23 protein-coding genes, 1 tRNA gene and 1 riboswitch are annotated in these 24,403 nt (G+C 67.1%); of the genes, 11 read left to right on the forward strand and 13 right to left on the reverse strand.

Translation table 11 applies throughout. The features are described from left to right. Positions 1–4: 4 nt before the first annotated feature. A complete protein-coding gene (locus tag ACP5M5_RS09280; protein WP_427936848.1) occupies positions 5–1,264 on the reverse strand; it encodes a DUF445 domain-containing protein in 1,260 nt (419 codons plus the stop codon). A gap of 212 nt (positions 1,265–1,476) precedes the next feature. On the opposite strand from ACP5M5_RS09280, the gene ACP5M5_RS09285 reads away from it, so the two are divergent. Genes ACP5M5_RS09285 through ACP5M5_RS09295 form a run of 3 tightly spaced genes read left to right on the forward strand, consistent with a single transcriptional unit; the run spans position 1,477 to position 6,520 of the window. Continuing rightward, a complete protein-coding gene (locus ACP5M5_RS09285) occupies positions 1,477–3,207 on the forward strand; it encodes a putative bifunctional diguanylate cyclase/phosphodiesterase (RefSeq protein ID WP_427936849.1) in 1,731 nt (576 codons plus the stop codon). 4 nt (positions 3,208–3,211) lie between these two features. After that, positions 3,212–3,661 (forward strand): BLUF domain-containing protein, encoded by a 450-nt coding sequence (locus ACP5M5_RS09290; RefSeq protein ID WP_427936850.1) that lies wholly within the window; start codon positions 3,212–3,214, stop codon positions 3,659–3,661. A gap of 54 nt (positions 3,662–3,715) precedes the next feature. Continuing rightward, positions 3,716–6,520, forward strand: coding sequence for a phosphoenolpyruvate carboxylase (locus tag ACP5M5_RS09295; RefSeq protein WP_427936851.1), 2,805 nt, complete (start codon positions 3,716–3,718; stop codon positions 6,518–6,520). Between the two features lie 108 nt (positions 6,521–6,628). On the opposite strand, the gene gcvP is transcribed toward ACP5M5_RS09295, so the two are convergent. From gcvP to gcvT, 3 genes are read right to left on the reverse strand one after another with little or no spacing between them, the layout of a single operon-like run. Next, positions 6,629–9,466, reverse strand: a complete 2,838-nt coding sequence (gene gcvP, locus ACP5M5_RS09300) for an aminomethyl-transferring glycine dehydrogenase (protein ID WP_427936852.1) — start codon at positions 9,464–9,466, stop codon at positions 6,629–6,631. Positions 9,467–9,480: 14 nt separating this feature from the next. Next, complete coding sequence (gcvH, locus tag ACP5M5_RS09305) at positions 9,481–9,855, reverse strand: glycine cleavage system protein GcvH (protein ID WP_427936853.1); 375 nt, start codon at positions 9,853–9,855, stop codon at positions 9,481–9,483. A 7-nt stretch (positions 9,856–9,862) separates the two neighbouring features. Beyond that, the gene (gene gcvT, locus ACP5M5_RS09310; protein ID WP_427936854.1) at positions 9,863–10,972 is read right to left on the reverse strand and encodes a glycine cleavage system aminomethyltransferase GcvT; all 1,110 of its coding nucleotides are present in this window, start codon (positions 10,970–10,972) and stop codon (positions 9,863–9,865) included. A gap of 43 nt (positions 10,973–11,015) precedes the next feature. Then, a riboswitch (glycine riboswitch) is annotated at positions 11,016–11,123 on the reverse strand. 297 nt (positions 11,124–11,420) lie between these two features. On the opposite strand from gcvT, the gene ACP5M5_RS09315 reads away from it, so the two are divergent. The 5 genes from ACP5M5_RS09315 (at position 11,421) to ACP5M5_RS09335 (ending at position 14,758) form a co-directional block, all read left to right on the forward strand. Beyond that, positions 11,421–12,380 (forward strand): homoserine kinase, encoded by a 960-nt coding sequence (locus ACP5M5_RS09315; protein WP_427936855.1) that lies wholly within the window; start codon positions 11,421–11,423, stop codon positions 12,378–12,380. Continuing rightward, entirely contained in the window at positions 12,370–12,828 is a 459-nt protein-coding gene (rnhA, locus tag ACP5M5_RS09320; protein ID WP_427936856.1) for a ribonuclease HI, read from the forward strand. The genes ACP5M5_RS09315 and rnhA overlap by 11 nt, the downstream gene beginning before the upstream one ends. 77 nt (positions 12,829–12,905) lie before the next feature. Then, entirely contained in the window at positions 12,906–13,334 is a 429-nt protein-coding gene (locus ACP5M5_RS09325; protein ID WP_427936858.1) for a hypothetical protein, read from the forward strand. Beyond that, the gene (locus tag ACP5M5_RS09330; protein WP_427936859.1) at positions 13,331–14,089 is read left to right on the forward strand and encodes an ROK family protein; all 759 of its coding nucleotides are present in this window, start codon (positions 13,331–13,333) and stop codon (positions 14,087–14,089) included. The genes ACP5M5_RS09325 and ACP5M5_RS09330 overlap by 4 nt, the downstream gene beginning before the upstream one ends. A 33-nt stretch (positions 14,090–14,122) precedes the next feature. Beyond that, positions 14,123–14,758, forward strand: coding sequence for a flavin reductase family protein (locus tag ACP5M5_RS09335; RefSeq protein WP_427936860.1), 636 nt, complete (start codon positions 14,123–14,125; stop codon positions 14,756–14,758). Here ACP5M5_RS09335 and yddG read toward each other — a convergent pair. Next, complete coding sequence (gene yddG, locus ACP5M5_RS09340; RefSeq protein ID WP_427936861.1) at positions 14,724–15,602, reverse strand: aromatic amino acid exporter YddG; 879 nt, start codon at positions 15,600–15,602, stop codon at positions 14,724–14,726. The genes ACP5M5_RS09335 and yddG overlap by 35 nt on opposite strands. A 97-nt stretch (positions 15,603–15,699) precedes the next feature. Here yddG and ACP5M5_RS09345 point away from each other — a divergent pair, with 97 nt between their 5' ends. Further along, positions 15,700–15,909: a DUF1192 domain-containing protein gene (locus tag ACP5M5_RS09345; protein WP_427936862.1), complete on the forward strand. Its 210-nt coding sequence runs from the start codon at positions 15,700–15,702 to the stop codon at positions 15,907–15,909. A gap of 45 nt (positions 15,910–15,954) precedes the next feature. Here the strand turns inward: ACP5M5_RS09345 and hpf are convergent, their stop codons facing one another. The 8 genes from hpf to ACP5M5_RS09385 all read right to left on the reverse strand — a co-directional run bounded on the left by hpf (position 15,955) and on the right by ACP5M5_RS09385 (position 22,816). Continuing rightward, the gene (gene hpf / locus ACP5M5_RS09350) at positions 15,955–16,548 is read right to left on the reverse strand and encodes a ribosome hibernation-promoting factor, HPF/YfiA family (RefSeq protein WP_427936863.1); all 594 of its coding nucleotides are present in this window, start codon (positions 16,546–16,548) and stop codon (positions 15,955–15,957) included. 72 nt (positions 16,549–16,620) lie between these two features. Further along, on the reverse strand, positions 16,621–18,150 hold the full coding sequence (rpoN, locus tag ACP5M5_RS09355; protein ID WP_427936864.1) for an RNA polymerase factor sigma-54: 1,530 nt from the start codon (positions 18,148–18,150) through the stop codon (positions 16,621–16,623). An 11-nt stretch (positions 18,151–18,161) separates the two neighbouring features. Next, positions 18,162–18,911 (reverse strand): LPS export ABC transporter ATP-binding protein, encoded by a 750-nt coding sequence (gene lptB / locus ACP5M5_RS09360; protein ID WP_114911898.1) that lies wholly within the window; start codon positions 18,909–18,911, stop codon positions 18,162–18,164. Further along, positions 18,908–20,107: an LptA/OstA family protein gene (locus ACP5M5_RS09365; RefSeq protein WP_427936865.1), complete on the reverse strand. Its 1,200-nt coding sequence runs from the start codon at positions 20,105–20,107 to the stop codon at positions 18,908–18,910. Before ACP5M5_RS09365 ends, lptB begins: the two co-directional genes overlap by 4 nt. After that, positions 20,094–20,789: an LPS export ABC transporter periplasmic protein LptC gene (gene lptC, locus ACP5M5_RS09370; protein ID WP_427936866.1), complete on the reverse strand. Its 696-nt coding sequence runs from the start codon at positions 20,787–20,789 to the stop codon at positions 20,094–20,096. The genes ACP5M5_RS09365 and lptC overlap by 14 nt, the downstream gene beginning before the upstream one ends. A 22-nt stretch (positions 20,790–20,811) precedes the next feature. Continuing rightward, on the reverse strand, positions 20,812–21,807 hold the full coding sequence (locus ACP5M5_RS09375; RefSeq protein WP_427936867.1) for a KpsF/GutQ family sugar-phosphate isomerase: 996 nt from the start codon (positions 21,805–21,807) through the stop codon (positions 20,812–20,814). 142 nt (positions 21,808–21,949) lie between these two features. Then, the gene (locus tag ACP5M5_RS09380; protein WP_427936868.1) at positions 21,950–22,585 is read right to left on the reverse strand and encodes a ribonuclease D; all 636 of its coding nucleotides are present in this window, start codon (positions 22,583–22,585) and stop codon (positions 21,950–21,952) included. A gap of 144 nt (positions 22,586–22,729) precedes the next feature. Then, positions 22,730–22,816: transfer RNA gene (locus ACP5M5_RS09385), tRNA-Leu, on the reverse strand. 231 nt (positions 22,817–23,047) lie between these two features. Here ACP5M5_RS09385 and ACP5M5_RS09390 point away from each other — a divergent pair. Beyond that, positions 23,048–23,734 carry a PEP-CTERM sorting domain-containing protein gene (locus tag ACP5M5_RS09390; RefSeq protein WP_427936869.1) on the forward strand — a complete coding sequence of 229 codons (687 nt, stop codon included), beginning with the start codon at positions 23,048–23,050 and terminating at the stop codon, positions 23,732–23,734. 81 nt (positions 23,735–23,815) lie between these two features. After that, the coding region (locus tag ACP5M5_RS09395; RefSeq protein ID WP_427936870.1) for a collagen-binding domain-containing protein at positions 23,816–24,403 on the forward strand (588 nt) is incomplete at its 3' end.

Genomic DNA, 24,403 nt, shown 5'->3' on the forward strand with positions numbered 1-24,403 from the left:
GATATCAATGGCCCTTGACCAAATACGTGAGCACGAGATGAAGCGCGCCGCCGGCCAGGAAGCCGACCAGAGTGCCATTGATGCGAATATATTGCAGATCCTTGCCGATGCGGAGTTCGAGCCGCGTGGTCAGCGTCGCGCTGTCCCAGCCGCCGACGACGGCGGCGATGAAGCGGGCGAGTTCGATGCGCGCCGATGGCAGGAGGGCTGCGACCGTGCGCTCGGCGGCGCGGTTGACGGCGGCGCGGCTTTTCGGATCGGCGGCGAGCTGAGTGCCAAGCGCCGCAAGCTGCTCGGCGAGGACGCTCGCGGTGCGGCCTTGCGGGTTGGCGGCGTCGGCTTCGAGCGCGAGGCGAAGCCGCGCCCAAATGTCCCAGAGCCAAGCCTGCACCGTCGCATGGGTGAGGACGCGGCGGAAGACAGCGGCAATCTCGCCGGCGCGCGCTGGATCCTCTTCGAGGCGCTCGATTTCGCGGCGAATCCATTCATCGAAGGCAAGGCGGAGTTCCGAGCCATCCGGGCCCATTTTGTCGAGTTCGGCATTCATCGCAGAGAGCACCCGGCGCGCGATCGAAGCGCCGAGCGCCCAGCCGATCAGCCGCCCGCCTTGTTCGCGCACCCGCTCCTCGATCGCCTGGCGAAGCTGCTCCTCCTTGGCGTTGATCGTCTCCTTGAACTGTGTGAGCACGAAGCCGAACACTTCCTGATGCCGCCCGCCCTCGACCAGTGCGCGCAGCACGCGGGCGAGCAGCCCCGGCCCGCTGCCGGCAAGGAGACGCGGCGCGAGGCGGGCGAGAAGACGGCGCGCCCGGCCATCCTCGATGGTCGCGAGCAGACGCGGCAGCATCGCGGCAAGCCCCTGTGCGGCTGGCCGCGCGGCGTCGGGGTCGGCGAGGAAGCGGGCGAGAATGCCGGGAAGATCGAGGCGGTGAAGGGTACGCGCCACCTCCGCCTCGGTGAACACGTGATTGGCGACGAAATTGCCGAGCGCCTGGCCGAGCCGCACTTTCTCGTTGGGTAAAATCGCCGTGTGCGGGATCGGAAGGCCGAGCGGGCGGCGAAACAGCGCCGTCACCGCGAACCAATCCGCGAGCCCGCCAACCAGCCCGGCGCTCGCCGCCGCGGTGAGCAGCCGGCTCGCCGGCGTGTCCGCGAGCATGCGGCTGGCCAGCACGAGGGCCGCCATGAACGCGAGAAGGAGGCTGGCGGCGGCGCGGTGGCGCGAAAGCACCCGCCGGGCCTTGGCATCGGGATCCGGGGTCATGAAGGGCTAACCCCTTAGCACGGGCGCGTCGGCTTGGCACGCGCCGCCGGCAGCGCGCCTTGGGTAGCGAATTCTTCACCAATTCCCGCGATAGTAGAGGGACAAACCCTCTGGGTAAGTTTCTGCAAGGCACGTCACATGCTGTTGTCAGCCCCGTCTTTCGAGTCGGATCTTTGAAAAAGCGTGGCGCTCCGCCTTCGTCGGCGCGGCGGGTGGCGCCGGTCGCCGGCCGTCTCACGAAAGCGGCGACACGGCGCGAGGGCGATGACATGGCGCTCCGCGCCGCGCTTCTCCGTGTCGACGAAGGGATCATCCTGCTCGATCGCGATTTGCGTGTGATTCTCTGCAACGCGGCGGCGCGGCGGCGGCTCGGCTGGATCGGCGCGCCACCGCGGCACGGCCTCGCGCTCGCCACCGTGCTGGAGCATGCGGGCGCGCTCGATGCCGCCGAGCGCATGACGATCCGCGACCATTGTGCCGCCATGCTCGCCGCAGACGCGGCGCCGGCGAACGGGCATGACAGCGCCGCGACGGAGAAGGAGCTCGCTTTCGGCGATTTTGCGATGCGGCTTTCGCGTCTCGACGGGCAAGGGATCCTCCTCTCGATCCCAACGCGAGGCGATGATGGCGAGGCGGCGCTCCGCGATCCACTCACCGGGCTCGGCAATCGCCGCGCGTTCCAGGCGGCGCTGGCGGCGGTGCTGGCGCGGGCCGAGGCCGAAGCCGCGCTGCTTCTCCTCGATCTCGATCGCTTCAAACATGTCAATGACTCGCTCGGCCATCCGATCGGCGATGCGCTGCTCCGTCTGGTCGCGCAGCGGCTCCGCGGCAGTCTGCGCGGCGGCGATACGCTGGTTCGCCTCGGCGGCGATGAATTCGCCATTTTGCTGCCGCGCGCCGAGGGCGCCGAGAAGCTGGCGGAGCGGCTGGTTGATCTCCTGAGCCGCCCCTACTTGGTCGATGGCCATCTCGCCAATATCGGCGTCAGCATCGGGATTGCACGCGCGCCGGCGGACGCCAGCGAAGGCGGGAAGCTGCTGCGCCGCGCCGATCTCGCGCTCTACGCCGCCAAGGCGGCCGGGCGGCGGCAATTCGCCATGTTCCGGCCGGAGATGGATGCCCGCGCGCAGGCCCGGCAGGCGCTCGAGACCGATCTTCGCCGCGCCGTCGCCCTTGGTCAGTTCCATTTGCACTATCAGCCGCTGATCGAGGTTGCCTCGGGTGCGGTGGTCGGGTTCGAGGCGTTGCTGCGTTGGGAGCATCCGGAGCGGGGGATGGTCTCGCCGGCCGAATTCATCCCGCTCGCCGAGGAGGTCGGCCTCATCGTGCCGATCGGCGAATGGGTGCTGCGCCAAGCGTGTCGCACTGCCGCGAGCTGGCCGGAGGCGGTTCTGGTCGCGGTCAACGTCTCGCCGGTGCAATTCGCCGATGGCGCGCGGCTGCTCCGCGCCGTCGATGAGGCGCTGGCGAGTGCCGGCCTTCCGGGCGCGCGGCTCGAAGTCGAGATCACCGAGAGTGTTCTGCTGCGCGATGCCGCCGAGACTCTCGCCATTCTGCATGAGCTGCGCGGCCGTGGGGTGCGCATCGCGATGGACGATTTCGGCACCGGCTATTCCTCGCTCAGCCAGCTACGCAGCTTTCCCTTCGACAAGATCAAGATCGACCGCTCTTTTGTCAGCGAAATCGAGTCTCAGAGTGGCGGCAAAGCGGTGGTGCGCGCGATCACGGCGCTTGGCGCCAGCCTTGGCATGACTGTCACCGTCGAAGGGGTTGAAACCGAGGCGCAGGCGCATTTCGTCGCCGCCAGCGGCGGCCATCAGATGCAGGGCTATCTGATCAGCCGCCCGGTGCCGCCGGATGCCGTCGGCGCGTTGCTTGCTGGCCGGCCGGCGTTTCTCCACGCCCGCCCCCCTTCGCCTGAGAGAGCCCGAGACGGAGCCTAACGTCATGACGAAACAGGAACTCTATCGCGTCGTCTATTGCAGCCGGGTGCGGCTTTCCGGCCCGCCGGCCAGCATCGCGCGGGAATTGCGCGATATTCTCGCAACCTCGCGGCGCAACAACACCCGCGCCGATGTCAGCGGCGCGCTCTTGTTTGCCAATAATTGCTTTGCCCAGACGCTCGAAGGGCCGCGCGTCGCGCTCGAGCAATGTTTCGAGCGGATTCAGAACGACCAGCGCCATTCCGACGTCACCGTGCTCGAATTTGGCCCGGCCGCGGCACGCGAATTCCCGAAATGGTCGATGGGTTTCGCCGGTGAGCCGGGGGCGCATGATCCCTTGGCTTTTGTCGTCTTCGAGGGCGCGTTTGCCAACGAGCGGCCGCAAGCGAGTTCGGCGGTCCTCGGCCTGTTGCATGGCCTCGTGCGCCGCGAGGAGGCCTGGGCGCTCGCCTGAAATCAGGGCAGGAAAGCATTGCGGTATGTCGTTCGCACATGCACAATCCCCCGCATGGACGAGCTTCCATCCCGCCCCGAGCGAGCGGACGCTGATGATCTGGCCGATGAGCTGGTGGCGACGCTGGCCGCAATCCGCGCCCGCGCGGCGGATGAGCCGTTCGGCAACCCTGTTCTCGCGCTGGCGCTCGCGATCAGCCGGCGTATCGATCAGGGCAAGCTCGATCTCGCCGCTATCGCCGCCCTGGTGCGCGCGCTTCGCGATGCCGCCTTCGCCGATCGCGCACGGCGCCTTGCCGCCTATGTCGGCGGCACTGGGGCCGAGGCCGCCGCCGCGTTCGTGTGCCTCGCCGCGCGGCTGATTCGCCCCGATCCGGCCGACAGCCCGCTCCCTTTCGGGCAGTTTCAGGCCGCGATCACCCGCCCGCGCTTTGCCGCCGTTTTCACCGCGCACCCCACTTTCGCCCTGCCGCCGGCGGTCGCGAAAGCGCTCGCGGAGCGGGCCTGCGGCCGGAGCACTACCGCTTTCGAGAGCCATCGCGCGGGTGCGCCGCCGACGCTGGCCGAAGAATTCGATCAGGCGGTGGCGGCGATCGGCCATGCCCGCGACGCGTTGGATGCGCTCAATGCGGCGTTGCTCGAGGCCGCCCGGGCGACCTGGCCGGATCGCTGGGCGGCGCTGATCCCGGCGCCGATCGTGGTCGCGAGCTGGGTCGGCTACGACACCGACGGCCGCACCGATATCCAGTGGTGGGACACATTCCGCTTGCGTCTCGCGATGAAGCGGTTGCAGCTCGCCCGCCTCGCCGGCCAGCTCGCCCCGCTCGATGTGCCGGCGCTCGCCGCCCGCGTCATCGAGGCGGAAGCGACGGTCGCGGCGCAGATCGCGCTCTGTCCCGACGCGGCCGATCCTGATCAGGTGAGCCGCTTCGCGCATGCGCTGGTCGATGGACGCATGACCGCGCTGACGACACCGGCGCCGCTCCTTGACGCTTTTGCCGAGGCGATCGCCGCCGCCCCATCCGACCAGGCCCTCGCCCTGGCGGTTGCGCGCGCCGGGCTGGTTTCGCACGGCCTTGCGCTCGCGCACACCCATCTTCGCTTGAACGCAAGCCAGATCCACAATGTTGCGCGCTTGCGCCTGGGCCTTGCCGATCCGCCCAATGATCCTTCGCGCCGGCGAGTTCTGCTGGCCGCGATCAATGGTGCGCTTGATCAGGTCGTTGCCGAGCGGGTCGATTTCGGCGGCCTGCTCGCCGAGCGCGCTTCGGCGGCGCGGCTGATGATGGTGGCGGCGCAGATCATCAAGCATATCGATGGCGCGATGCCGATCCGTTTCCTGATCGCCGAAACCGAGAGCGGCTATACGCTGCTCGCAGCACTTTGGCTCGCGCGCTTGCATGGCGTTGCCGAACGGATCGAGATCTGCCCGCTGTTTGAGACCGCGGAAGCGCTGGAGCGTGGTGTCAGGGTGCTCGAGGAGGCGCTGCGCAGCCCGCATTGGCGCGCCTATCTCGGGGCGATGGGGCGGATTTGCTTGCAATTCGGCTATTCCGATTCGGGGCGTTTCGTCGGCCAGCTTGCGGCAAGTTATCTGATCGAGCGGCTGCGGCTCAAAATCGCCGAAACCCTGGCTCGGCATGGGCTTGCCGATCTCGAGATCGTGCTGTTTGACACTCATGGCGAGAGTATCGGCCGCGGTGCGCATCCCGGCTCGCTCGCCGAGCGGTTCGACTATCTCTCGCCGCCGGCGAGCCGCCATGCGCTCGCGGCCGCCGGGTTCCGCTTGCGCCAGGAGACATCGTTTCAAGGCGGCGATGGCTATCTTCTGTTTGCGACCCCCGAACTCGCCCACGCAAGCATTGCGCGGATCGCCGAGCACACCCTCGCCCCGGTTCCGGAGACGGACGATCCCGTCTACGCCGAGGCTGATTTCACCGCCGATTTTTTCGCGACCATCCGTGCCGCGATGGCGGAATTGCTTGACGATCCGGGGTATGCGGCGCTGCTTGGGATATTCGGCCCGGCGCTGATCGAGCCGAGCGGCTCGCGCCCGGCGGCGCGGGCGGAAGATGGGCTCGCGGGGCCGGCGCGCATTCGCCATCCGCGCGAGCTGCGCGCCATTCCGAATAACGCGATCCTTCAGCAAATCGGCTGGTGCGCCAATACGCTCCACGGTCTCGGGGCGGCGCTGGCGCGGCATCCCGAGACGGCGGAGGATCTGCGCGCCGCGAGCCCGCGGTTTCGCCGCGCCCTCGATCTCGCGCGCCACGCCCTGGCCCATTCCGATATCGATGTGCTGCGCGCGGTCGCAGCACTCTTCGATTCTGGCGCTTGGCTCGATCGCGCCGCGCACGCGCGATCTCCGGCTGGGCGGCGGGCGACATTGCTCAGCGTTGCCCGCGCCGTCGAGCGGCTTGGCCAGACCGCGCCGGTGCAGCGGCTGTTCCGCCGCCTCCAAGCCGATCATCTGGCGCTGCTCGGGATATGGCCGGAGGCGCCGCGCATGGCCGAACGCGAGGTTCTGTTGCATGCGTTGCGGCTCGCGCTGATCAGCCGGCTGTGGCTGCTCGCGACCGAAATCCCGGATTTCGCACCCCGCGATGGGGTTACCCGCGCTGCGATCGAGGCGCGCATCCTGCGGCTCGACATTCCTGCCTCGGTCGCGCTTTTGACGCAGATTTTTCCCCCGAGCGCCGATCCCGCCGATGAACGCGATTTCGCCGAGCCGCATGATCGCCACACGCCCGGCGGCTATGCCCGCGAGCACGCCGAGATTTTCGCGCCGATGGCGACCTTGTTTGCCCTGATCCGCGAAATTGGCGTCGCGCTCGGCCACGAAATTGGCGCTTTCGGGTAATTTTGTCCTCTTCTCTCAGAGCGGCAACGTCCGCGGTGTGGGCAGTGCCGCAGGCACTGCCCGCCCAGAGAAAATTTTTTGGTTCTTTTTTACAAAAAAGAACTTTTCTTACTCTGCTGCCTGCGCGTAATCGGCCAGCGGCGCGCAGGTGCAGACCAGGTTGCGGTCGCCATAGGCGTTATCGACGCGCGCGACCGGCGGCCAGTATTTCGCCGCGGCGACGAAGGGTAGCGGAAACGCCGCCTGCTTGCGGGAATAGGGGTGTGTCCAGTCATCCGCGGTTACCCGCGCGGCGGTGTGCGGGGCGTTTTTCAGCGGATTGTCGGCGCGGTCGAGGGTGCCGGCGGCAATCGCCGCGATTTCGTCGCGGATCGCGATCATGGCGTCGCAGAAGCGATCGATTTCCTCTTTCGGCTCGCTCTCGGTCGGCTCGACCATCAGCGTGCCGGCGACTGGCCAGGACATGGTCGGCGCATGGAAGCCGAAATCCTGCAAGCGTTTGGCGATGTCCTCGACCGTAACCCCGGTTTCCGCCTGAAAGGCGCGGCAGTCGAGGATGCATTCATGCGCGACGCGCCCGTGTTCACCGGTATAGAGGATTGGATAATGCGGGCCGAGGCGGGCTGCGATGTAATTCGCATTGAGGATTGCGATCTTGCTCGCGTGTTTGAGGCCGGCGGCGCCCATCATACGAATATAGGCGTAGGCGATGGTGAGGATCAGGGCGCTGCCGAAAGGCGCCGCGGCGACCGGGCCATAGCCGGATGCCGGGCCGGCATCGACTGACAGCGGGTGGTTCGGCAGATGTGGTACGAGGTGGGCGGCGACCGCGATCGGCCCGACCCCGGGGCCGCCGCCGCCATGCGGGATGGTGAACGTCTTGTGGAGATTGAGGTGGCAGACATCGGCGCCGATCGCGCCCGGGCTGGTCAGGCCGAGCTGGGCGTTGAGATTGGCGCCGTCCATGTAAACCTGCCCGCCGGCCTCGTGCACGCGGGCGCAGATCTCGCGAATGCCGGCCTCGAACACGCCATGGGTGCTCGGGTAGGTGACCATCAGCGCGGCCAGGCGCGGGCCGTGCGTTGCGATCTTGGCGCGAAGATCGCTGAGATCGATATTGCCATGGGCGTCGCAGCCGACGACGACGACGCGATAGCCGGCCATCACCGCGCTCGCCGGGTTGGTGCCGTGGGCGCTCGCCGGAATCAAGCAGACATCACGCCCGCCCTCGCCGCGCGCCGCGTGATAAGCGCGGATGGCGAGGAGCCCCGCGAACTCGCCCTGCGCCCCGGAATTGGGCTGCAGCGAGACCGCTGCCATGCCGGTCGCAGCGGCGAGCCAGGCGGCGAGGCGGCGGATCAGGATGAGATAGCCGATGCTTTGGTCCTCGGGCTGGAAGGGGTGGATATCGGCGAAGCCGGGCCAGGACAGGGCCATCATCTCGGCGGCGGCATTCAATTTCATGGTGCAGGAGCCGAGCGGGATCATGCCGCGATCGAGGGCGATATCCTTGTCGGCGAGGCGGCGGAGATAGCGCAGCATCGCATGCTCGCTCTGGTGGTGATGGAACACCGGATGGGTGAGGATCGGCGTCCGCGGCGGGAACGCGGGCGCGGGCGTGGGACCGAGCGTTGCCCCGAAGGCGTCGGCGAGGCGGGCGAGTTCCCCCTCCGTCACCGTCTCATCGAGCGCGATCGCGACGCCATCGGCGAGCGGGCGGAGATCGAAACCCACCTCGCACCCGCGCGCGAGCAAGGCGCGGGCATCGCCGGTGATCGCGATGGTATCAAAGAACGCGGGATGGCGGGGGGGGAAGCCCGCGCGCGCGAGCGCTTCGGCGAGGCGGCGGGCCATGCCGTGGACGCGGCCGGCGATCCGGCGCAGCCCCTCCGGCCCGTGCCACATCGCATAGAAAGCCGCGATATTGGCGAGCAGAACCTGCGCCGTGCAGATGTTCGAGGTCGCTTTTTCGCGCCGGATATGCTGCTCGCGGGTCTGAAGCGCGAGGCGGAGCGCGGGCTGCCCTTGCGCATCGACCGAGACCCCGACCAGGCGGCCGGGCATCTGGCGGCGGAACGCGGCGCGAGTCGCGAAGAAGGCGGCATGCGGGCCGCCGAACCCCATCGGCACGCCAAAGCGCTGCGCCGAGCCGACGACGACATCCGCTCCCATTTCGCCCGGCGGGGTGAGAAGGACGAGGGCCAGCGGGTCGGCGGCAACGATGGCGAGCGCGCCGGCGGCGTGGGCGGCGGCGATCTCGGGGGCGAGATCGCGGAGCGCCCCGGTGGTGCCGGGATATTGCAAGACCACGGCGAATGGCCGCGCCGCTTTGATCGCCGCGGCATCACCGGGGGCGACATCGATCAGCGTCCAGCCATGGGGTGCGGCGCGCGTTGCCAGCACGGCGCGGGTCTGGGGATGGAGATCGGCGGCAACCGCGATCGCGGCCGCGTCTTTCGCTTGCGCGACGGCATGCGCCATCGCGACCGCTTCCGCCGCCGCTGTCGCCTCGTCGAGTAGCGAAGCGTTGGCGATCTCCATCCCCGTGAGATCGATGATCATCGTCTGAAAGGCGAGCAGCGCTTCCAGCCGGCCTTGCGAAATTTCCGGCTGGTAAGGGGTATAGGCGGTGTACCAAGCGGGATTTTCGAGCACGTTGCGCTGGATCACCGGCGGCATGTGCGTCCCGTGATAGCCCTGGCCGATCAGGGGTTTGCGCCCGCCGTTGCGGGCGGCGAGGGCGGCGAGTTCGGCGAGCACGCCGGCCTCGTCGAGCGGCGCTGGAAGCCCTTGCCCGCTTTCTCTCTGGATCTCGCTGGGGATGGTCTCGGCGATCAGATCATCGAGGGTCGCGACACTGATGGCCGCCAGCATCGCGGCCTGATCCGCGGCATTGGTCGCGATATGGCGGCGGGCGAAATCGGGGTCGGAAATCGGCTTGGGCATGGGCGCCTCTGTCGTCAGAGTGTTGCGACCAAGGCGCGGTAGGCGGCCTCGTCGAGGAGGGTTGCGAAATCATCCGGGTTGGCCGGGGTGAGGCGGAAGAACCAGCCTTCGCCCTCGGGCGCGCGGTTGACCAGCGTCGGATCCTCGACGATGGCGCCATTCACCGCGGCGATGGTGCCGGCGAGCGGGGCATAGACGTCGGACGCCGCTTTGACGCTTTCGACGACGGCACAAGCCTCGCCAGCGGCAACCGCGCGGCCGGGTTCGGGGAGTTCGATGAACACGAGATCGCCGAGCGCGGTTTGCGCATGGTCGGTGATGCCGATGGTGAGGGTGTCACCGTCACGGCGCACCCATTCATGATCCTTGGTATAGCGGGTCTCGGTCATGGTTTCCTCAATTGGCGTAACGATGGGGAAGGAAGGGGAGGGGGACGACGCGGGCCGCCAGGGCGCGCTCGCGCACCAAGACGGCGAGCGCAGTGCCGGGTGTCGCGAAGGCGGCGGCGACATAGCCCATGGCGATCGGCGCAGAGAGCGCCGGGCTAAAACTGCCGGAGGTGACGCGGCCGATCTCGCGCCCGTCGGCGAGGATCGCAGCTCCACTCCGCGCCGGCGCCCGGCCTTCAAGGCGAAGGCCGACGCGCTTGCGCGCCGGGCCGGCTTGCCACTCGGCAGCGATCGCAGCGCCGCCGGGAAAATCCCAATGCTCGCGCCGGCGCTTGGCGATGGTCCAGGCGAGGCTTGCCGCGACCGGCGTCGTGGTCTCATCGATATCCTGGCCGTAAAGGCAGAGCCCAGCTTCGAGCCTGAGCAGATCGCGCGCGCCAAGCCCAGCCGGCAGCACGCCGGGCAGCGCAAGCAGGGTCCGCGCCAGTCCCTCCGCGGCCGCCGCCGGGAGCGAAATCTCGACCCCGTCTTCGCCGGTATAGCCCGAGCGTGAGACGAGGCAGGGGATGCCGGCGATCGCGCATTCCCTGACCGCCATGAAGCGCAAATCGGCGAGAGCGGGGGCGAGTGGCGCAAGAAGTGCCAACGCTTTCGGCCCCTGGAAGGCGAGCAGCGCGCGTTCGGGGTGCGGGGCAAGCCTGACGTCGGGCGGAAGATGGGCGGCAATGTGCACAAAATCTGCCGCCTTGCGCGCTGCGTTGACGATGAGGAACAGGTGATCCTCGGCCAGCCGCGCGACCATGAGATCATCGAGAATGCCGCCCGCCGCATTGGTCAGCAGCGTATAGCGTTGCCGCCCTGGCGCGAGGCCGACGATATCACCCGGCACCAGCCGCTCGAGGGCGGCCGCTGCCGTCGCGCCGCGCAAGCTCGCCTGGCCCATATGCGAGACATCGAACAACGCGGCTTCCTCGCGGCAGGCGCGGTGCTCCGCGAGGATGCCGGCCGGGTAGGAAACCGGCATGGCATAGCCGGCGAACCCGACCATGCGGGCGCCGAGGGCGCGATGCAGCCCATCGAGCGGACTCACATGCAAGGCTTCGGACTCTTCGGTCATCTCAGGCTCCGCTGACGGTCGCGCCGGCGCGATGCCGGCCATTCGACCCCCCTCTGTCGCGGAACCTGAGAGATTGGGCCGTCTGATCGAAGGCGGCCTTACCCCGTCGGTGCGGCAGGCATGAGCCGGCCGGCTTTCCAGAGATCCGAATTCCCGCGCGACCCTTTTGCCTGAGCGTTTCCGGGGGCCGGTTGCGCCTTCGGCGGCGAGGCCCGGCGCGCGAACAGGTTGGCGGCCGACCCCACTCTCTCCCGCGCGGGTGGCGCGGACGGCGCCACCATGGCCGATGGCTCGGCAAAGAGCAATCAGCAAATCGAAGTTCGCTATCACAAACCGGGCAGAGCCACCGCGCCGGGGCTTGCCTTGGCGCTCGTAATCCCGGCACAAAGCCCCGATTGAGCGCCCGCGATGGTCGAAAGACCCGTGAGAGAGAGGCTTCGCACCGCCGATGGCCGTCTATACCGAGGTTTCCGACGAAGCATTGGTCGCGTTTCTCGCGGACTATGCGATCGGCAGGCTGGTCGCGTTTCGCGGCATCGCCGAGGGGGTGGAGAACAGCAATTACGCGCTCCGCACCGAGTCCGGCGATTTCATCCTCACCCTTTATGAAAAACGCGTCGAGCGGGGCGATCTGCCCTGGTTTCTCGGCCTCATGGCGCATCTCGCCGGGCAGGGAATCCCCTGCCCGTTGCCAGTGCATGGGCGGGACGGCGTCGCCTTGCGCGAACTGTGTGGCCGGCCGGCGGCGATCACGACGTTTTTGCCGGGAGTCTGGCCGCGCCGGGTCGATATCGCTCATTGCGCCCCGCTCGGGACAGCGCTGGCGCGGCTTCATCTCGCCGGCGAAGGCTATGCCCCGCGCCGCGCCAATGCCCTCGGCCCGGCAAGCTGGGCCGCACTTCTCGCGCGCGCCGCCGATCACGCCGATGGAGTCCGCCCCGGCTTGCGCGCCGAATTGGAGCAAGCCCTCGCGGCCATTCTCGCCGCCTGGCCGGAGCGGCTGCCGGTCGGGCACATCCACGCCGATCTTTTTCCCGATAACGTGTTTTTTCTTGAGCGGCGCATCTCCGGCCTGATCGATTTCTACTTCGCCGCGACCGACCTTCTCGCCTATGACCTCGCGGTTTGCCTCAATGCCTGGTGTTTCGAGACGGATTATAGTTTCAACGTCACCAAGGCGCGGACATTGCTCGCCGCCTATGGCGCGGTGCGGCCACTCGCGGATGCCGAGGTCGTGGCTTTGCCGGTTTTGTGCCAAGGGGCGGCGCTCCGCTTTGCGCTGACCCGGCTTTATGACTGGATCAACACCCCAGCCGGCGCGCTGGTGACGCGCAAAGACCCGCTCGATTACGTCCGTCGTCTCCGTTTTCACCTCGCAGCGAAAGACGCCAGCGCCTATGGAGTCTGAGCCGAAGACCGTCGAGATCTGGACCGATGGCGGCTGCAAGCCCAATCCCGGCCCGGGTGGCTGGGCGGCGATTTTGCGCTTTGGCGCGCATGAGCGGGTGCTTTCCGGCGCCGAAGCCGCGACCACCAATAACCGCATGGAGCTGACCGCGGCGGCGGCGGCGCTGGAGGCGTTGTCCCGGCCCTGCCGGGTTGCCCTCTATACCGACAGCGAATACCTGAAAAACGGCATCACCCGCTGGAAAGAGGGCTGGGTGCGGCGCAACTGGCGCAACGCCGCCGGCGATCCGGTGGCGAATATGGATCTCTGGCGCCGGGTGCTTGACGCGGCCGCCCGTCATGACATTGCCTGGCATTGGGTGCGTGGGCATGCCGGGCACGCGCTGAACGAACGCGCCGATCAGCTCGCGACCGCGGCGCGCGAGCGGCTTATCGCCGGGGACGGTTAGGTCGTGGGGACGGGTTGGCGGGCAATCGCTCCTCCGTCTATGTTTGTCGCCTCATTTGTCTCTGGCGGAGGCCGTTTATGCTCTCGGGTCATTCCCTGATGTCGCTGCTTTGCCGCCGCGCCGGTACACTTGCCGCCGTGCTTGCGCTCGGCGCCTGCACGATCCCGTTCGGCGGCCCTAACCTGCCGCCAGCGCCACATCAGCCGACCGCGGTGAGCCTCTTTGACGGGAGTTACCAAGGCAAGATCCGGGCGGTGGGCGCCAACGCCGCCGATTGTCCGACGAGTGGCTATGGCGTTGCCGAAATCGGCGACGCAACGCTCACCCTCCCCTATCGCCCGGGGGTGATCTTCACCGTTCCCGTCGCCGCCGACGGCACGCTGCATCAAACCGTCGAGGGTACCCGGATCGAAGGAAGGGCGGTGCAGAATCAACTCACTCTGCTGGTGTCCTCCGGCGCCTGCCAGACGCGCTATCGCCTGAGCTATGTCTGGAACCATTCATGAGCCCGGCGGGTAAGGCCGAAGCCGAACCCGGGTCCGCGGGATCAAGGTCTGCCGGCGGGCCATTCACGCTCGCCATCGATATTGGCGGCACCGGGCTCAAGGCGTCGGTCCTCGACCATCGTGGTGAGATGGTGGCGCCGCGCCGCCACGTCCCGACGCCACAGCCTTGCCCACCTCCCGTTTTGCTCGCGTCCGTCGCCGACATGGTGCGAACCCTTCCCGCTTTTCATCGTATTTCGGCTGGCTTCCCCGGCGCCGTGCGCGGCGGCAGGGTGTTGACCGCCCCCAATCTCGGCACCGAAGCCTGGGCCGGATTCCCGCTCGAAGCCGAGCTCGCCAAACGCTTCGACCGACCCGCGCGGGTCTTGAACGATGCCGAGGTGCAGGGGCTCGGGGTGATCAGCGGCGCCGGCATGGAGATGATCCTGACGCTCGGCACCGGCGCCGGCATCGGGATTTTTTTCAACGGCAAGGTCTCACCGCATATCGAGCTGTCGCAGCACCCGGTGCACAAGAAGCTGACCTACGACATGTTTCTCGGCAAGGAGGCGTTCGAGGCCGTCGGCGTCAAGCGCTGGAACAAGCGGGTGCGCGTGGCGATCGAGATTCTCGCCCGCGTGGTGCTGTTTGACCGGCTTTATATCGGCGGCGGCAACGCCGTTCATATCAAGGGCGATCTGCCCGCCAACGTCAGCATCGTCGCCAACGAGGCCGGCATCACCGGCGGCATCGCCCTCTGGCGCGACCCCGCCTGACCCACACGACATCCGAGGAAAGGTCACGCCCCCATGCTGTTCGATTTCGCCACCCTCGACGCCAATAACCGCTATAAGCTGCTGGTCTCCACCATCGTCCCGCGTCCGATCGCCTGGGTCGTGACGCTCGATCCCGAAGGTCGGCGCAACGCCGCGCCCTATTCGTTCTTCAACGCGTTTTCCGGCGATCCGCCGGTGGTCTGCATTGGCATCGGCGGGCGCGGCACGGGCGACATCAAGGATACCGGCAACAACATTCGCACCAGCGGTGAGTTCGTGGTCAATCTGGTCGCCGCCGAAAATGCCGAGCAGATGAACATCACCGCGATCGAGTTCGGCCGCGAGGTCGACGAGTTGACCGAGGCCGGCCTGACGACGCTACCTTCGGTCAAGGTCAAACCGCCGCGCATCAAGGAGAGCCCGGTCGCGCTCGAGTGCGAACGCTTCACCACCCTCGAGATCGGCCATGAACGCGCGCTCGTGCTCGGTCGGGTGCTCGCGATGCATATCCGCGACGACGCCGTGCTCGATGCGCAGAAATGTTACATCGATACCCCGAAGCTCGACCTCATCGGCCGCATGCATGGCCGTGGCTGGTACGCCCGCACCAGCGACCGCTTCGAAATGCCGCGCATCAACGAGACGGATTGGACGCGGCGGGGGGGATGAGGCGCGGCACGCCGACCGAGACCGCGGCGCCGCCGACGATGAGGGCGGCGGCCAGCACCAGCGCCGCGCCGGGCCGCGCCTCGCCGCAGACGATCAAAAGCCCGGTCGAGAGCAGCGGCGTCGCATAAGACAGCGTCCCCAGCGCCGCGAGGTCACCGTGCTTGGTCGCGTGATCCCAGAAGAAAAACGCGAGCCCGACCGGGCCGAGCCCGAGCCCGAGAAGCGCCATCCATTCGCCCCCACGCGGCGCAACGCTGGGCTCGATGGTGAGATGCACCAGCGCGGCGGCGAGTGCGACCAGACCGCTGACGCCGGCGATGAGATCGCTCGGCACGGCGCGCAGGCGGCGATTGGCCACCGAATACGCCGCCCAGGTGAGCGCCGCCGCAAACGCGCAGGCATAGCCAAGCGCACTGCCGCGCCCGGCTGCTCCCACGCCTGCGAGAACGATCAGCGCTGTCCCGGCAAGCCCGATCGTCGCCCCCACGACATGCCGCGCCCGCAGCCTCTCGCCGGGCAGGAAGGCGGAAAACAGCACGATGAGCAGCGGCCAGAGATAGTTGATCAGGCTCGCCGCCGCCGCCGGCGCCTGATCGAGGGCGATGAAATAGAACGCGTGATAGGCAAAAATCCCGGCGAATCCGAGCGCCCAGGCCCGCCAGTCCTGGCGCAATCGCGCCAGCCGCCGGCGCACCGCCAGCATGACTATTCCGGCGGCGAAAGCGATGGCGAAGCTGAGTGCCAGCGTCTCGAACGGCGGCAGGCGCCGCGTTACCACCGCGAGCGCGGCCAGGCTCGACCACAGCAGGATGGCGAGGCCGCCGGTTGCCGTCGCCCGGCTCACCGGCAACCCGCAGAGCCGCACTTGATCGCCATGCCGGACGCTCCTTACAAAGCCGATGACACTCGCGAGAGGTTACCGCGATCGGAGGAAACCCGCCATGCTCGATGACGAAGACCTGCCCAAGCCGCCGCGCCAGCGGCTCGCCCCTCTTCCTCTCGATGCCCTCGGAATCGTCGAGCTGCGTGCCTATATCGCCGAACTGAAGGGCGAAATCGCCCGCACTGAGGCCGAAATCAGCCGCAAGGAACGCCATCGTGACGCCGTCGAGGGGTTGTTCCGGACGAGCAGGCACCGCCCAACGGAATAAAAGTTTTTTGGTTCTTTTTTTCAAAAAAGAACCTTTTTGCTTTTTCTATCGCGGTGCTGCGGTCGGGTCGATCCAGCCGACATGGCCATCCTCGCGGCGATAGACGACGTTGAGTTCGCCGCTCGCGCTATTGCGGAACATCAAGACCGGCTGATCCTCGAGATCCATGCGCATGACTGCCTCGCCGACCGAGAGCAGATTGATTTCCGCCGGCGTCTCGGCGATCACCGTCGCATAGGGGCCGGTTGCGGCCTCGCCGGCCGCGCCATTGCCCTCCGTCTCCTCCTCCTCGCGCAGCACATAGCGCCGCGCCGCTTCCGGGCGGGCGCGGTTGGCGAGATCGCGGGCGTGTTCGTTGACCCGCCGGCGATAGCGGCGCAACCGCTTGGCGATGTGCTCGGCGGCATCGTCGAAGGCGGCATGCGCGTCCGCCGCTTCGCCCTCGGCGCGCAAGAGCAGGCCGCGCCCGGCATGAAGATTGATATCGCAGGTGAAGAAGCTCCGCGCGCGGCCGAACGTCACATGCGCCTCGAGCGCCCGGTCGAAATATTTTCCGACGATGGTGCCGAGCTGCTCGGACACCCGCAAACGCAACGCATCCGACAACTCGACCTGCTTGCCCGAAACCGTGATCTGCATCGCTTTCACCCTTTCACCAGGTTATTGCCCCAGGATATAATCAGATTGCGCCGGCGAAATCCGAAATTTTACCTATACCATCTCCGCTTTCTCCCGCCGGCGCTGCACGGAACCCGGGATTTTCAGCGCTTCGCGGTATTTGGCCACGGTTCGGCGGGCAATGTCCACGCCTTCGCGGCGCAGCGCCGCCACCAGCGCGTCATCGGAGAGAACGGCCCCCGGCGCCTCGGCGTCGATCAGCGCCCGGATGCGATGGCGGATGGCCTCGGCGCTGTGGCTTTCGCCGGTGGTGCCGGCGATCGCCGTCGTGAAAAAATATTTCAGTTCGAACGTTCCGCGCGGGGTTGCGATGTATTTATTGGCGGTGACGCGGCTTACCGTGCTTTCGTGCAATTCAACGGCGGTCGCGATGTCGCGCAGAATGAGCGGCCGGAGATGAGTAATGCCGTGACGGAAGAAGCCCTCTTGTTGGCGCACGATCTCGGCCGCGACCTTAAGGATGGTCTGGGCGCGTTGGTGGAGGGATTTGACCAGCCAGTTCGCGGTCTGCAGTTTTTCGGCGAGAAAGCCGCGCGCCTCCTCGCCGCGCTTGGTATGGGCGATGATCCGCGCGTGCAGCCCCTGATTGACCAGAACCCGCGGCATGGTGTCGGGGTTGAGTTCGAGCAGCCAGCTGCCATCTGGTGCCGGGCGCATCAGGATATCGGGCAGGATCGGCGTCGCTGGCGCCTCATCGAAGCCGGCGCCGGGTTTGGGATCGAGCGTGCGGATCTCGGCGATCATGTCGGCAAGATCCTCGGCGTCAACACCGCAGATCTCCATCAGCCGCCGCAGATCGCGCCGCGCCAGCAAGTCGAGATTGTCGAGCAGCGCCGCTATCGCCGGATCGAGCCGGTTGCGCTCGGCCAGTTGCACGGCGAGGCATTCAGCGAGCGAGACCGAGAATAAGCCCGTCGGGTCGAAGCGCTGCATGCGCGCGCGAACACTCTCGAGCCGCTCGAGTGCGATCCCGAGTGCCGCGGCGATCGCCGGCGGCGGCAGCGAAAGCCGCCCGGCGGGATCGAGAAGCGCAATCAGATGCGCGCCGATCAGCCGCTCGGCAGGATCATGGAAAGAAAGCCGCAATTGCTCGCCGAGATGCTCGCGTAGGCTGCGTGGCCCAGCGGCGAGGCTCTCGATGCCGCGCTCATCCTCCGAAAAATCGAGCGCGCCACCCCGCGAAACCGCCCCGATGCTGCGATAGGGATCGCCATAGCCATCGGCTGGGCCGCCGCGATCGAACCATTCCGCCGCCTCGGCATCGAGCGGCGCCGCCGCCTCGCTCGGGAGCGTGCCGGTCGCGTTGATCGCCTCGGCGAGATGCGCGACATCGGCGCCGTCATAGCCGTCGGCAGGCACCACCTGATCCGGCGCTGGCCGCTCGCCAACCAAGGCCTCGCCACCTTCTTCGCGTTCGAGCAGCGGATTGCGCTCCAGCTCCTCGGCGACGAAGGCGTTTACTTCGAGATTGGAAAATTGCAAAAGTTTGATCGCCTGCCGCAATTGCGGCGTCATCACCAGCGATTGCGATTGTCGCAGATCAAGACTTGGGCCGATCCCCATGCGCCCGGATCCTAGAGACTAAACCTTTCGCCGAGGTATACGCGCCGCACATCCTCATGCGCCACCACCTCCTGCGGCTGGCCTTCCATCAACACCTGCCCATCATGCATGATGTAGGCGCGGTCGATCACCTCCAGCGTTTCGCGGACATTGTGATCGGTGATCAGAACGCCGATGCCGCGGTCCTTGAGATGTGAGACCAGATCACGGATTTCACCGACCGCGATGGGATCGATGCCGGCGAGTGGCTCATCGAGCAGGATGTAGCTCGGCTGGGTTGCAAGGGCGCGCGCGATCTCGAGCCGGCGCCGCTCGCCGCCCGAGAGCGCGAGCGAGGGGGTGCGGCGGAGATGGCCGATGCCGAACTCGGCGAGCAATTCGTCGAGCATCTGATCGCGCCGGTCCTTCAGCGGCTCGACCACCTCGAGCGCCGACATGATGTTCTGCTCGACATTGAGGCCACGGAAAATGCTCGCCTCCTGCGGCAGATAGCCGATGCCAAGGCGCGCCCGGCGATACATCGGCAATCCGGTGATCTCGTTGCCATCGAGCCGGATGGCGCCGGTATCGGGCTGGACCAGGCCGACGATCATGTAGAACGTCGTCGTCTTCCCCGCGCCGTTGGGCCCAAGCAGGCCGACCGCTTCGCCGCGCCGGACAGAGATCGAGACATTCCTGACCACCGGGCGCTTTTTGTAGGTCTTGCCGAGGCCGCTCGCGGTGAGACCGAGCTGCCCCTGCACCACACGCAGCTCGGTCATGGCGTCGCCGCCTTCGCCGGGGCGGTTGCCGATGTCGTGGCGGCGCCCGACGTCGGTGGCGCCTTGTCACCCTCCTTGCCGGCGGGCTTCTTGTTGTCCGCCTTCTTGCCAGGAGCGGTTTTGGCGGCGCCGTTTTCGTTCTGATTGGGCATGATCAGACCGTGGACGCGCTGATCGGTGCTGGACAGCATCGTGGACACCCCGGTTTTCATATCGACGTCGGCCGCCACGCCATTGAGCTGATTATCCCCGCGCGTCACCCGCACATTGCCGATAACACGGGCCTTGCCGGTATCGGGCACATAGACGCCGCGATCACCATAGACGATTTCGGTCGCGGTGCGGAGATCGACATTACCATAGGCCTCAACCCGCTTGAGCTTGCCGGAGGCGGCTTGCAGCTCGTCTTGCTGCTGGCCGGGTTTGGGCGGCGGCGGTTTCGGCGCGGCGGCGGCGCCCGCGGCCGGCGGCTGATCCGGCGGCGCGGAATAGGAGACGAGCGTGTCGGCGGCGATCCGCCGCCCGTCGCTGGTGACGACGACGGCGTTGCCGCGGGCGATCGAGATGCGGGTTTGTGAGTAATATTCCATGCTGTCGCGCGACGTCACGACATCCTGCGGCGTGGTGAGTTTGAGGGCGTGCCCGGTCAGGATCAGCACCGCCTGGTCCATGTCATAAACCGCCTTGTCACCCCAGGCCTGATCGGTCGCGGTAAAGATATGCACATGGCCGACCGCTTCCAGGCGATAGATCTCATTGCCGCCGCTATCATCGGGATTGGTGGCCCCCGGCGCCGGCGACGCGCCCGATGCCGCCGGTTTGGCGCCCGCGGATGGCGGAGTGGCTGATGGCGGATTAGCTGATGGCGGGCTGGCCGGGCCGGCATTTTTTGCCGCCACCGGCTGCGCGCCGCCGGCGGGCGTGTTGGCGGTCGCCGGCGCGGCACTCGCCTTCTTGCGGTAATGCGCGATCAGGACATCGGCGGTGACGGTGACATTGTCACGAACGGCGACCGCATCGCCGCGCGCGACCACTTCCTGGTCGTTCTGGCGCCAATCCATCCCGTCGCGCGCGGTCACCGTGATCGGCCCGCCATGCGACATGTCGATCGGCTGGGCGTGCGCGACGCCAGTGGCGACGCAAAGAGCGGCAAAGCCGACCAGCCAAGCGCGCCGCCAGCGGCTAGGGTTGGTCATGGCTTTGGCCGCGGTTGTTGTTGAGAACCAGACGGGCCGGGCCGACGAACTGGATCACCGCGCCCTTGTCGACGAGGGCGAAGCCCATGGCATCGAGGGTGCCGAACGGCCCCTCGGCGTTGGTGATGTCGTTGCTCGCGCCGGCGCCGGCGCGGAGATCGAGAGATGCGGTCGCGGAGTGGAGGGTGGTTCCATCGTCGCGATAGAGCGTCACATTACCCTCGAGATCGAGCTGGTTGGCGTGCTGCATGTAAACGCCGCGCAGCGCCTTCAACATCAGCCAGTTGCCGCTCTCCATCAGCACGTCGCCCTTGGGGTCGGTCAGGTTGACGCGCTCGGGCGTCACTTGCGTTGCGGTGGTCGCGGTCAGGGTGTAGGGGCGATTTTTCTCATCGACGCCATGATAGCGGGCGTTGATCATCTGGCCGCTCGCGGTGATGCTGGCGCTCCAGCCGCGGAGCGCCGCCCGCCCGGCCGCGGTCTGGCGCGCGATCTCCGGCCAAAGCGCGATCGAGGAAAGCAGGATCAGCGCCAGCACCGGCAACAGCCGCTTCGACCAGGTGATGAGAAGGCGCCGCCGCGCGATACGCGCCGGCGTCGGCGCGCGCTGGCTGCGGGCGGCGGCGATGGCGAGCCGCGTCTCCTCACTGGCGACACGAACGCGGGGAGTCCCCGTGCTCATGAAAACCCGCTTGCCATCACGCTCAGGCGACCCCGGCGCGGAGCAAATCATGGATGTGGAGAATGCCGATCGGCGCCCCGCCGGCGTTGGCAGGAACGACGAAGAGCGCGGTGATCGGGCGGGCGGCGTCGGTCATCACGTGCAGCGCCTCGGCGGCAAGCGCGTCGGGGCCGATGCTGCGCGGCGAGGCGGTCATGATCTCGCCAGCCGGCCGCACCAAAAGATCCGGCCCCATGGCGCGGCGGAGATCGCCATCGGTAATGACCCCAATCAGTTTACCCCCGTCATCGATAACGCCGAGACAGCCGAAACGCTTTTCGGTCATCACCAGCAGCGCGTCGCTCATCCGTGTTCCCGGCGCGACCAGCGGAAGCGCCGCCCCGTCATGCATCAGCTCACGGACCCGCTTGAGGCGGGCGCCGAGCTTCCCGCCGGGGTGGAACTGACGGAAATCAGCGGCGGTGAAACCACGCCGCGTGAGGAGGGCGACCGCCAGCGCGTCGCCGAGCGCGAGCTGCATGGTGGTGCTGGTGGTCGGCGCGAGGCCCATCGGGCACGCCTCCGGCACTTTCGGCAACAGCAGCACGACATCCGCCTGCTGCGCCAGCGCCGAGCCGGGTTCCCGCGTGATGGCGATCAGCGGCAGGCCAAAGCGGCGGCTATGGCCGACGAGATCGGCGAGTTCCGGCGTCTCGCCGGAATTGGAGAGCGCGAGCACGGCATCATTGGGCAGAATCATGCCGAGATCGCCATGCGAGGCCTCGGCCGGGTGTACGAACAACGCCGGTGTGCCAGTGGAGGCAAGCGTCGCCGCGATCTTGCGCCCGATATGGCCCGACTTGCCCATCCCTGTGACGACGACGCGGCCCGACACCGCCGCAAGCATCGCCACGGCCTGCCGGAAACCGTCATCCAGCGCCGCTGCCAACGCCTCGATCCCCTCCACCTCGCTCGCTAACACGGCGCGCGCGGTCTCCAGGGCATCCTCCTTCTCGGTCTCGGTGACGATAACGGACATAGTGGTTCTTTCGCGATCTCCCCTGGCGAGGGGACTCTCTCCCCGCTCCCAGGACATAGGCACAAAAATGCCTTTAGACAAATTTCATGCCAATAAAATGGCATTCACGAAGAAATTTTCATCCGCCGGGCGGGCCGCGGGCTTAATGGGCGAAAATATCGGGCGCCTCGTAGCCGAGCAGATCAAGCTGGGCCCGCGCCGGCAGAAACGCGAAACAAGCCTCGGCGAGCGCCTCCCGCCCTTCCCGCGCGAGAAGCGCGGCAAGCCGCTCCCAAAGCGCGTGCAGATGCAGGACATCGGCGGCGGCATAGGCGAGCTGCTGGGGCGAGAGTTCCAGCGCGCCCCAGTCTGAGGTCTGCTGCTCCTTGGAAATCTCGACCCCGAGCAACTCGCGGCAGAGATCGCGCAGGCCGTGCCGGTCGGTGAAGGTGCGGGTGAGTTTTGCCGCGATTTTCGTGCACCGAACCGGCGCCACCGTAACCCCGAGGGCTTGAAACAGCATCGCGACATCGAATCGCGCGAAATGCATGAGCTTCATCCGCGCCGGGTCGGCGAGCAACGCCTTGAGGCGCGGGCAATCGGCGCCGCGGCCACCGAGCGCCGGCGGCACGATCTGCACGAGATGGGCATGGCCGTCGCCGGCAGAAAGCTGCACGAGGCAGAGCCGGTCGCGGCGCGGGTCAAGCCCCATGGTCTCGGTATCGACGGCGACCACCGGGCCGAGATCCAACCCCTCCGGCAGATCATGGCGATGGAAATGGATTTTGCTCTCGGCCACTGACCTGTCCCCGATCCTTCACGGCATGCGCCGCGTCAAGCGGCGGCACACCTCATGCCCTGCCTCGACACCGCGCGATTGGTGGCCCCGGTCCCGCTTTGCCCCGATCCCACTTTGGCGATCCCGCTTTGGCGATCCGGGTTCTGGTGCCCAGGAGAAGACTCGAACTTCCACGACCTTGCGGCCACAGGTACCTGAAACCTGCGCGTCTACCAATTCCGCCACCTGGGCATGTTCTGGTGGGGCCGCGATGTAGCCCCGCGCGCCGGTTTGCGTCAACTGGCGGCGGGCGAAAAGACCAAGCGGAACAGCCTCGATAGGCCGCCGCGGTATCCCCGGAGCCTGCGTTATTCATCGAAAATTAATCCATTTCGCTGAGAATTTTTTATTGAAATGGCCGCTGTCGCAAAATTCCGTCTCTTATCGCTCTTCATATTCGCCAACGCCATGGGATCCCTCTCCATGATTCTGCCGGCGTCTCCCGCTGATCGCGAGCATGATCGCCAGATCGAGAGCGATTCGCATCCCGCCCGCGGTGAGGAATCCGGCGCCGGCGTCGGCCGCGCGGGCGGCGTTCTTTCCCTCCTCGTCGCCCATGACGTGCTTTATGAGCCCTGCGCCGGGTGGGGGAATTGCGGCGACGATCATGCTGATCGTGGCAATCTTTTCCGCCCTGACCTGATCACCGGCGCCCCCCAGAACGGGCTTCCCTTCGGTGGCGGCGCTGATGACGGGCGCGGTTATCGCAGCGCCGAGAGCGGTCGCGACGGTGGCGGTCAGGGCTCCTGGTCGCCGGGCGGCTTCCCATCCGCCCTTTTCCCGTTCATGCCATCCGCCCCCTTCGCCGACGCGCCCGGCAATGGATCGCGAAACGGGTCATCGGAAAGCGGCCATGGCGCGGGCGATGGCGGGAGCATCGCATCGACGTACCCCGGTCTCGGAGAGGGCGGCAGCGGCAGCGGCGGCGATTGGCATCCGACCCCGATCCCGAGCGGTGCCGGCGCTTCCGGGACCGACCCCTCGGTCAGCGCCAATAACGCAATTCCAGAACCCGCGTCTCTTTCCCTGCTCGCGGCCATGGGCCTGATGTTGATGCTGTTTCGCCGCCAGCGCCGCCGGTCTGATCGACACAAGCTGCGGCTTCGGTAAATTATTTATCTTGAATTTGTGTATTTTTTTCGATAGTTGCCGGTCAGCTATCAGATCCACAGTCCGTACCCGGAGTTCGTCGTGCTCATCACCTCTCTCTCTCGGTCCGCCGTGCTCCTGGGCGGGGTGGTTTTTCTTGGCACGGCGGCGATGTCTCCGGCCCGCGCCGGCGGCCTCAGCGCCGCCGAGCTTTCCCTCGCCGATGCCGTACTCAGCGATTTCAACGTCGTCACCTTCGGCGATTATCACGCCACTAACGAAACCGAGGGCCGCGTCGCGGTCGGCGGCAATTTCCTCGGCACGGGCCATAATATCTGCTTCAACGGCTGCGCCGGGGACACCACCGATACCGCCCTCGGCGCGACCTATGGCGCGCTCAATGTTTGGGGCAACGTCTCCGGCGGTGCGACGCTGTTGAGCGGCGATGCCTTCATCCAGGGCACGAATGCCTCTGGCAGCAATCTCTCGCTGCAACATAACGGCGGGGTCAATATCGTCGGGCAGAATTCCGGCCAGATCAGCAACCCGACCTTCATCAACACCGCAGCACCCTCCGCCGGGACAACGCAAAACGCCGCCGCCGGCACGATCAAGACCGGGCTCCCAGCCAGCGCGGTTTTCCCCTTCAGCGCGACGCTGCCCTTCCAAGCCGCGCTCACCGATCTTAGC

Source organism: Acidibrevibacterium sp. (assembly GCF_049965395.1).
GTDB lineage: Bacteria > Pseudomonadota > Alphaproteobacteria > Acetobacterales > Acetobacteraceae > Acidibrevibacterium > Acidibrevibacterium fodinaquatile.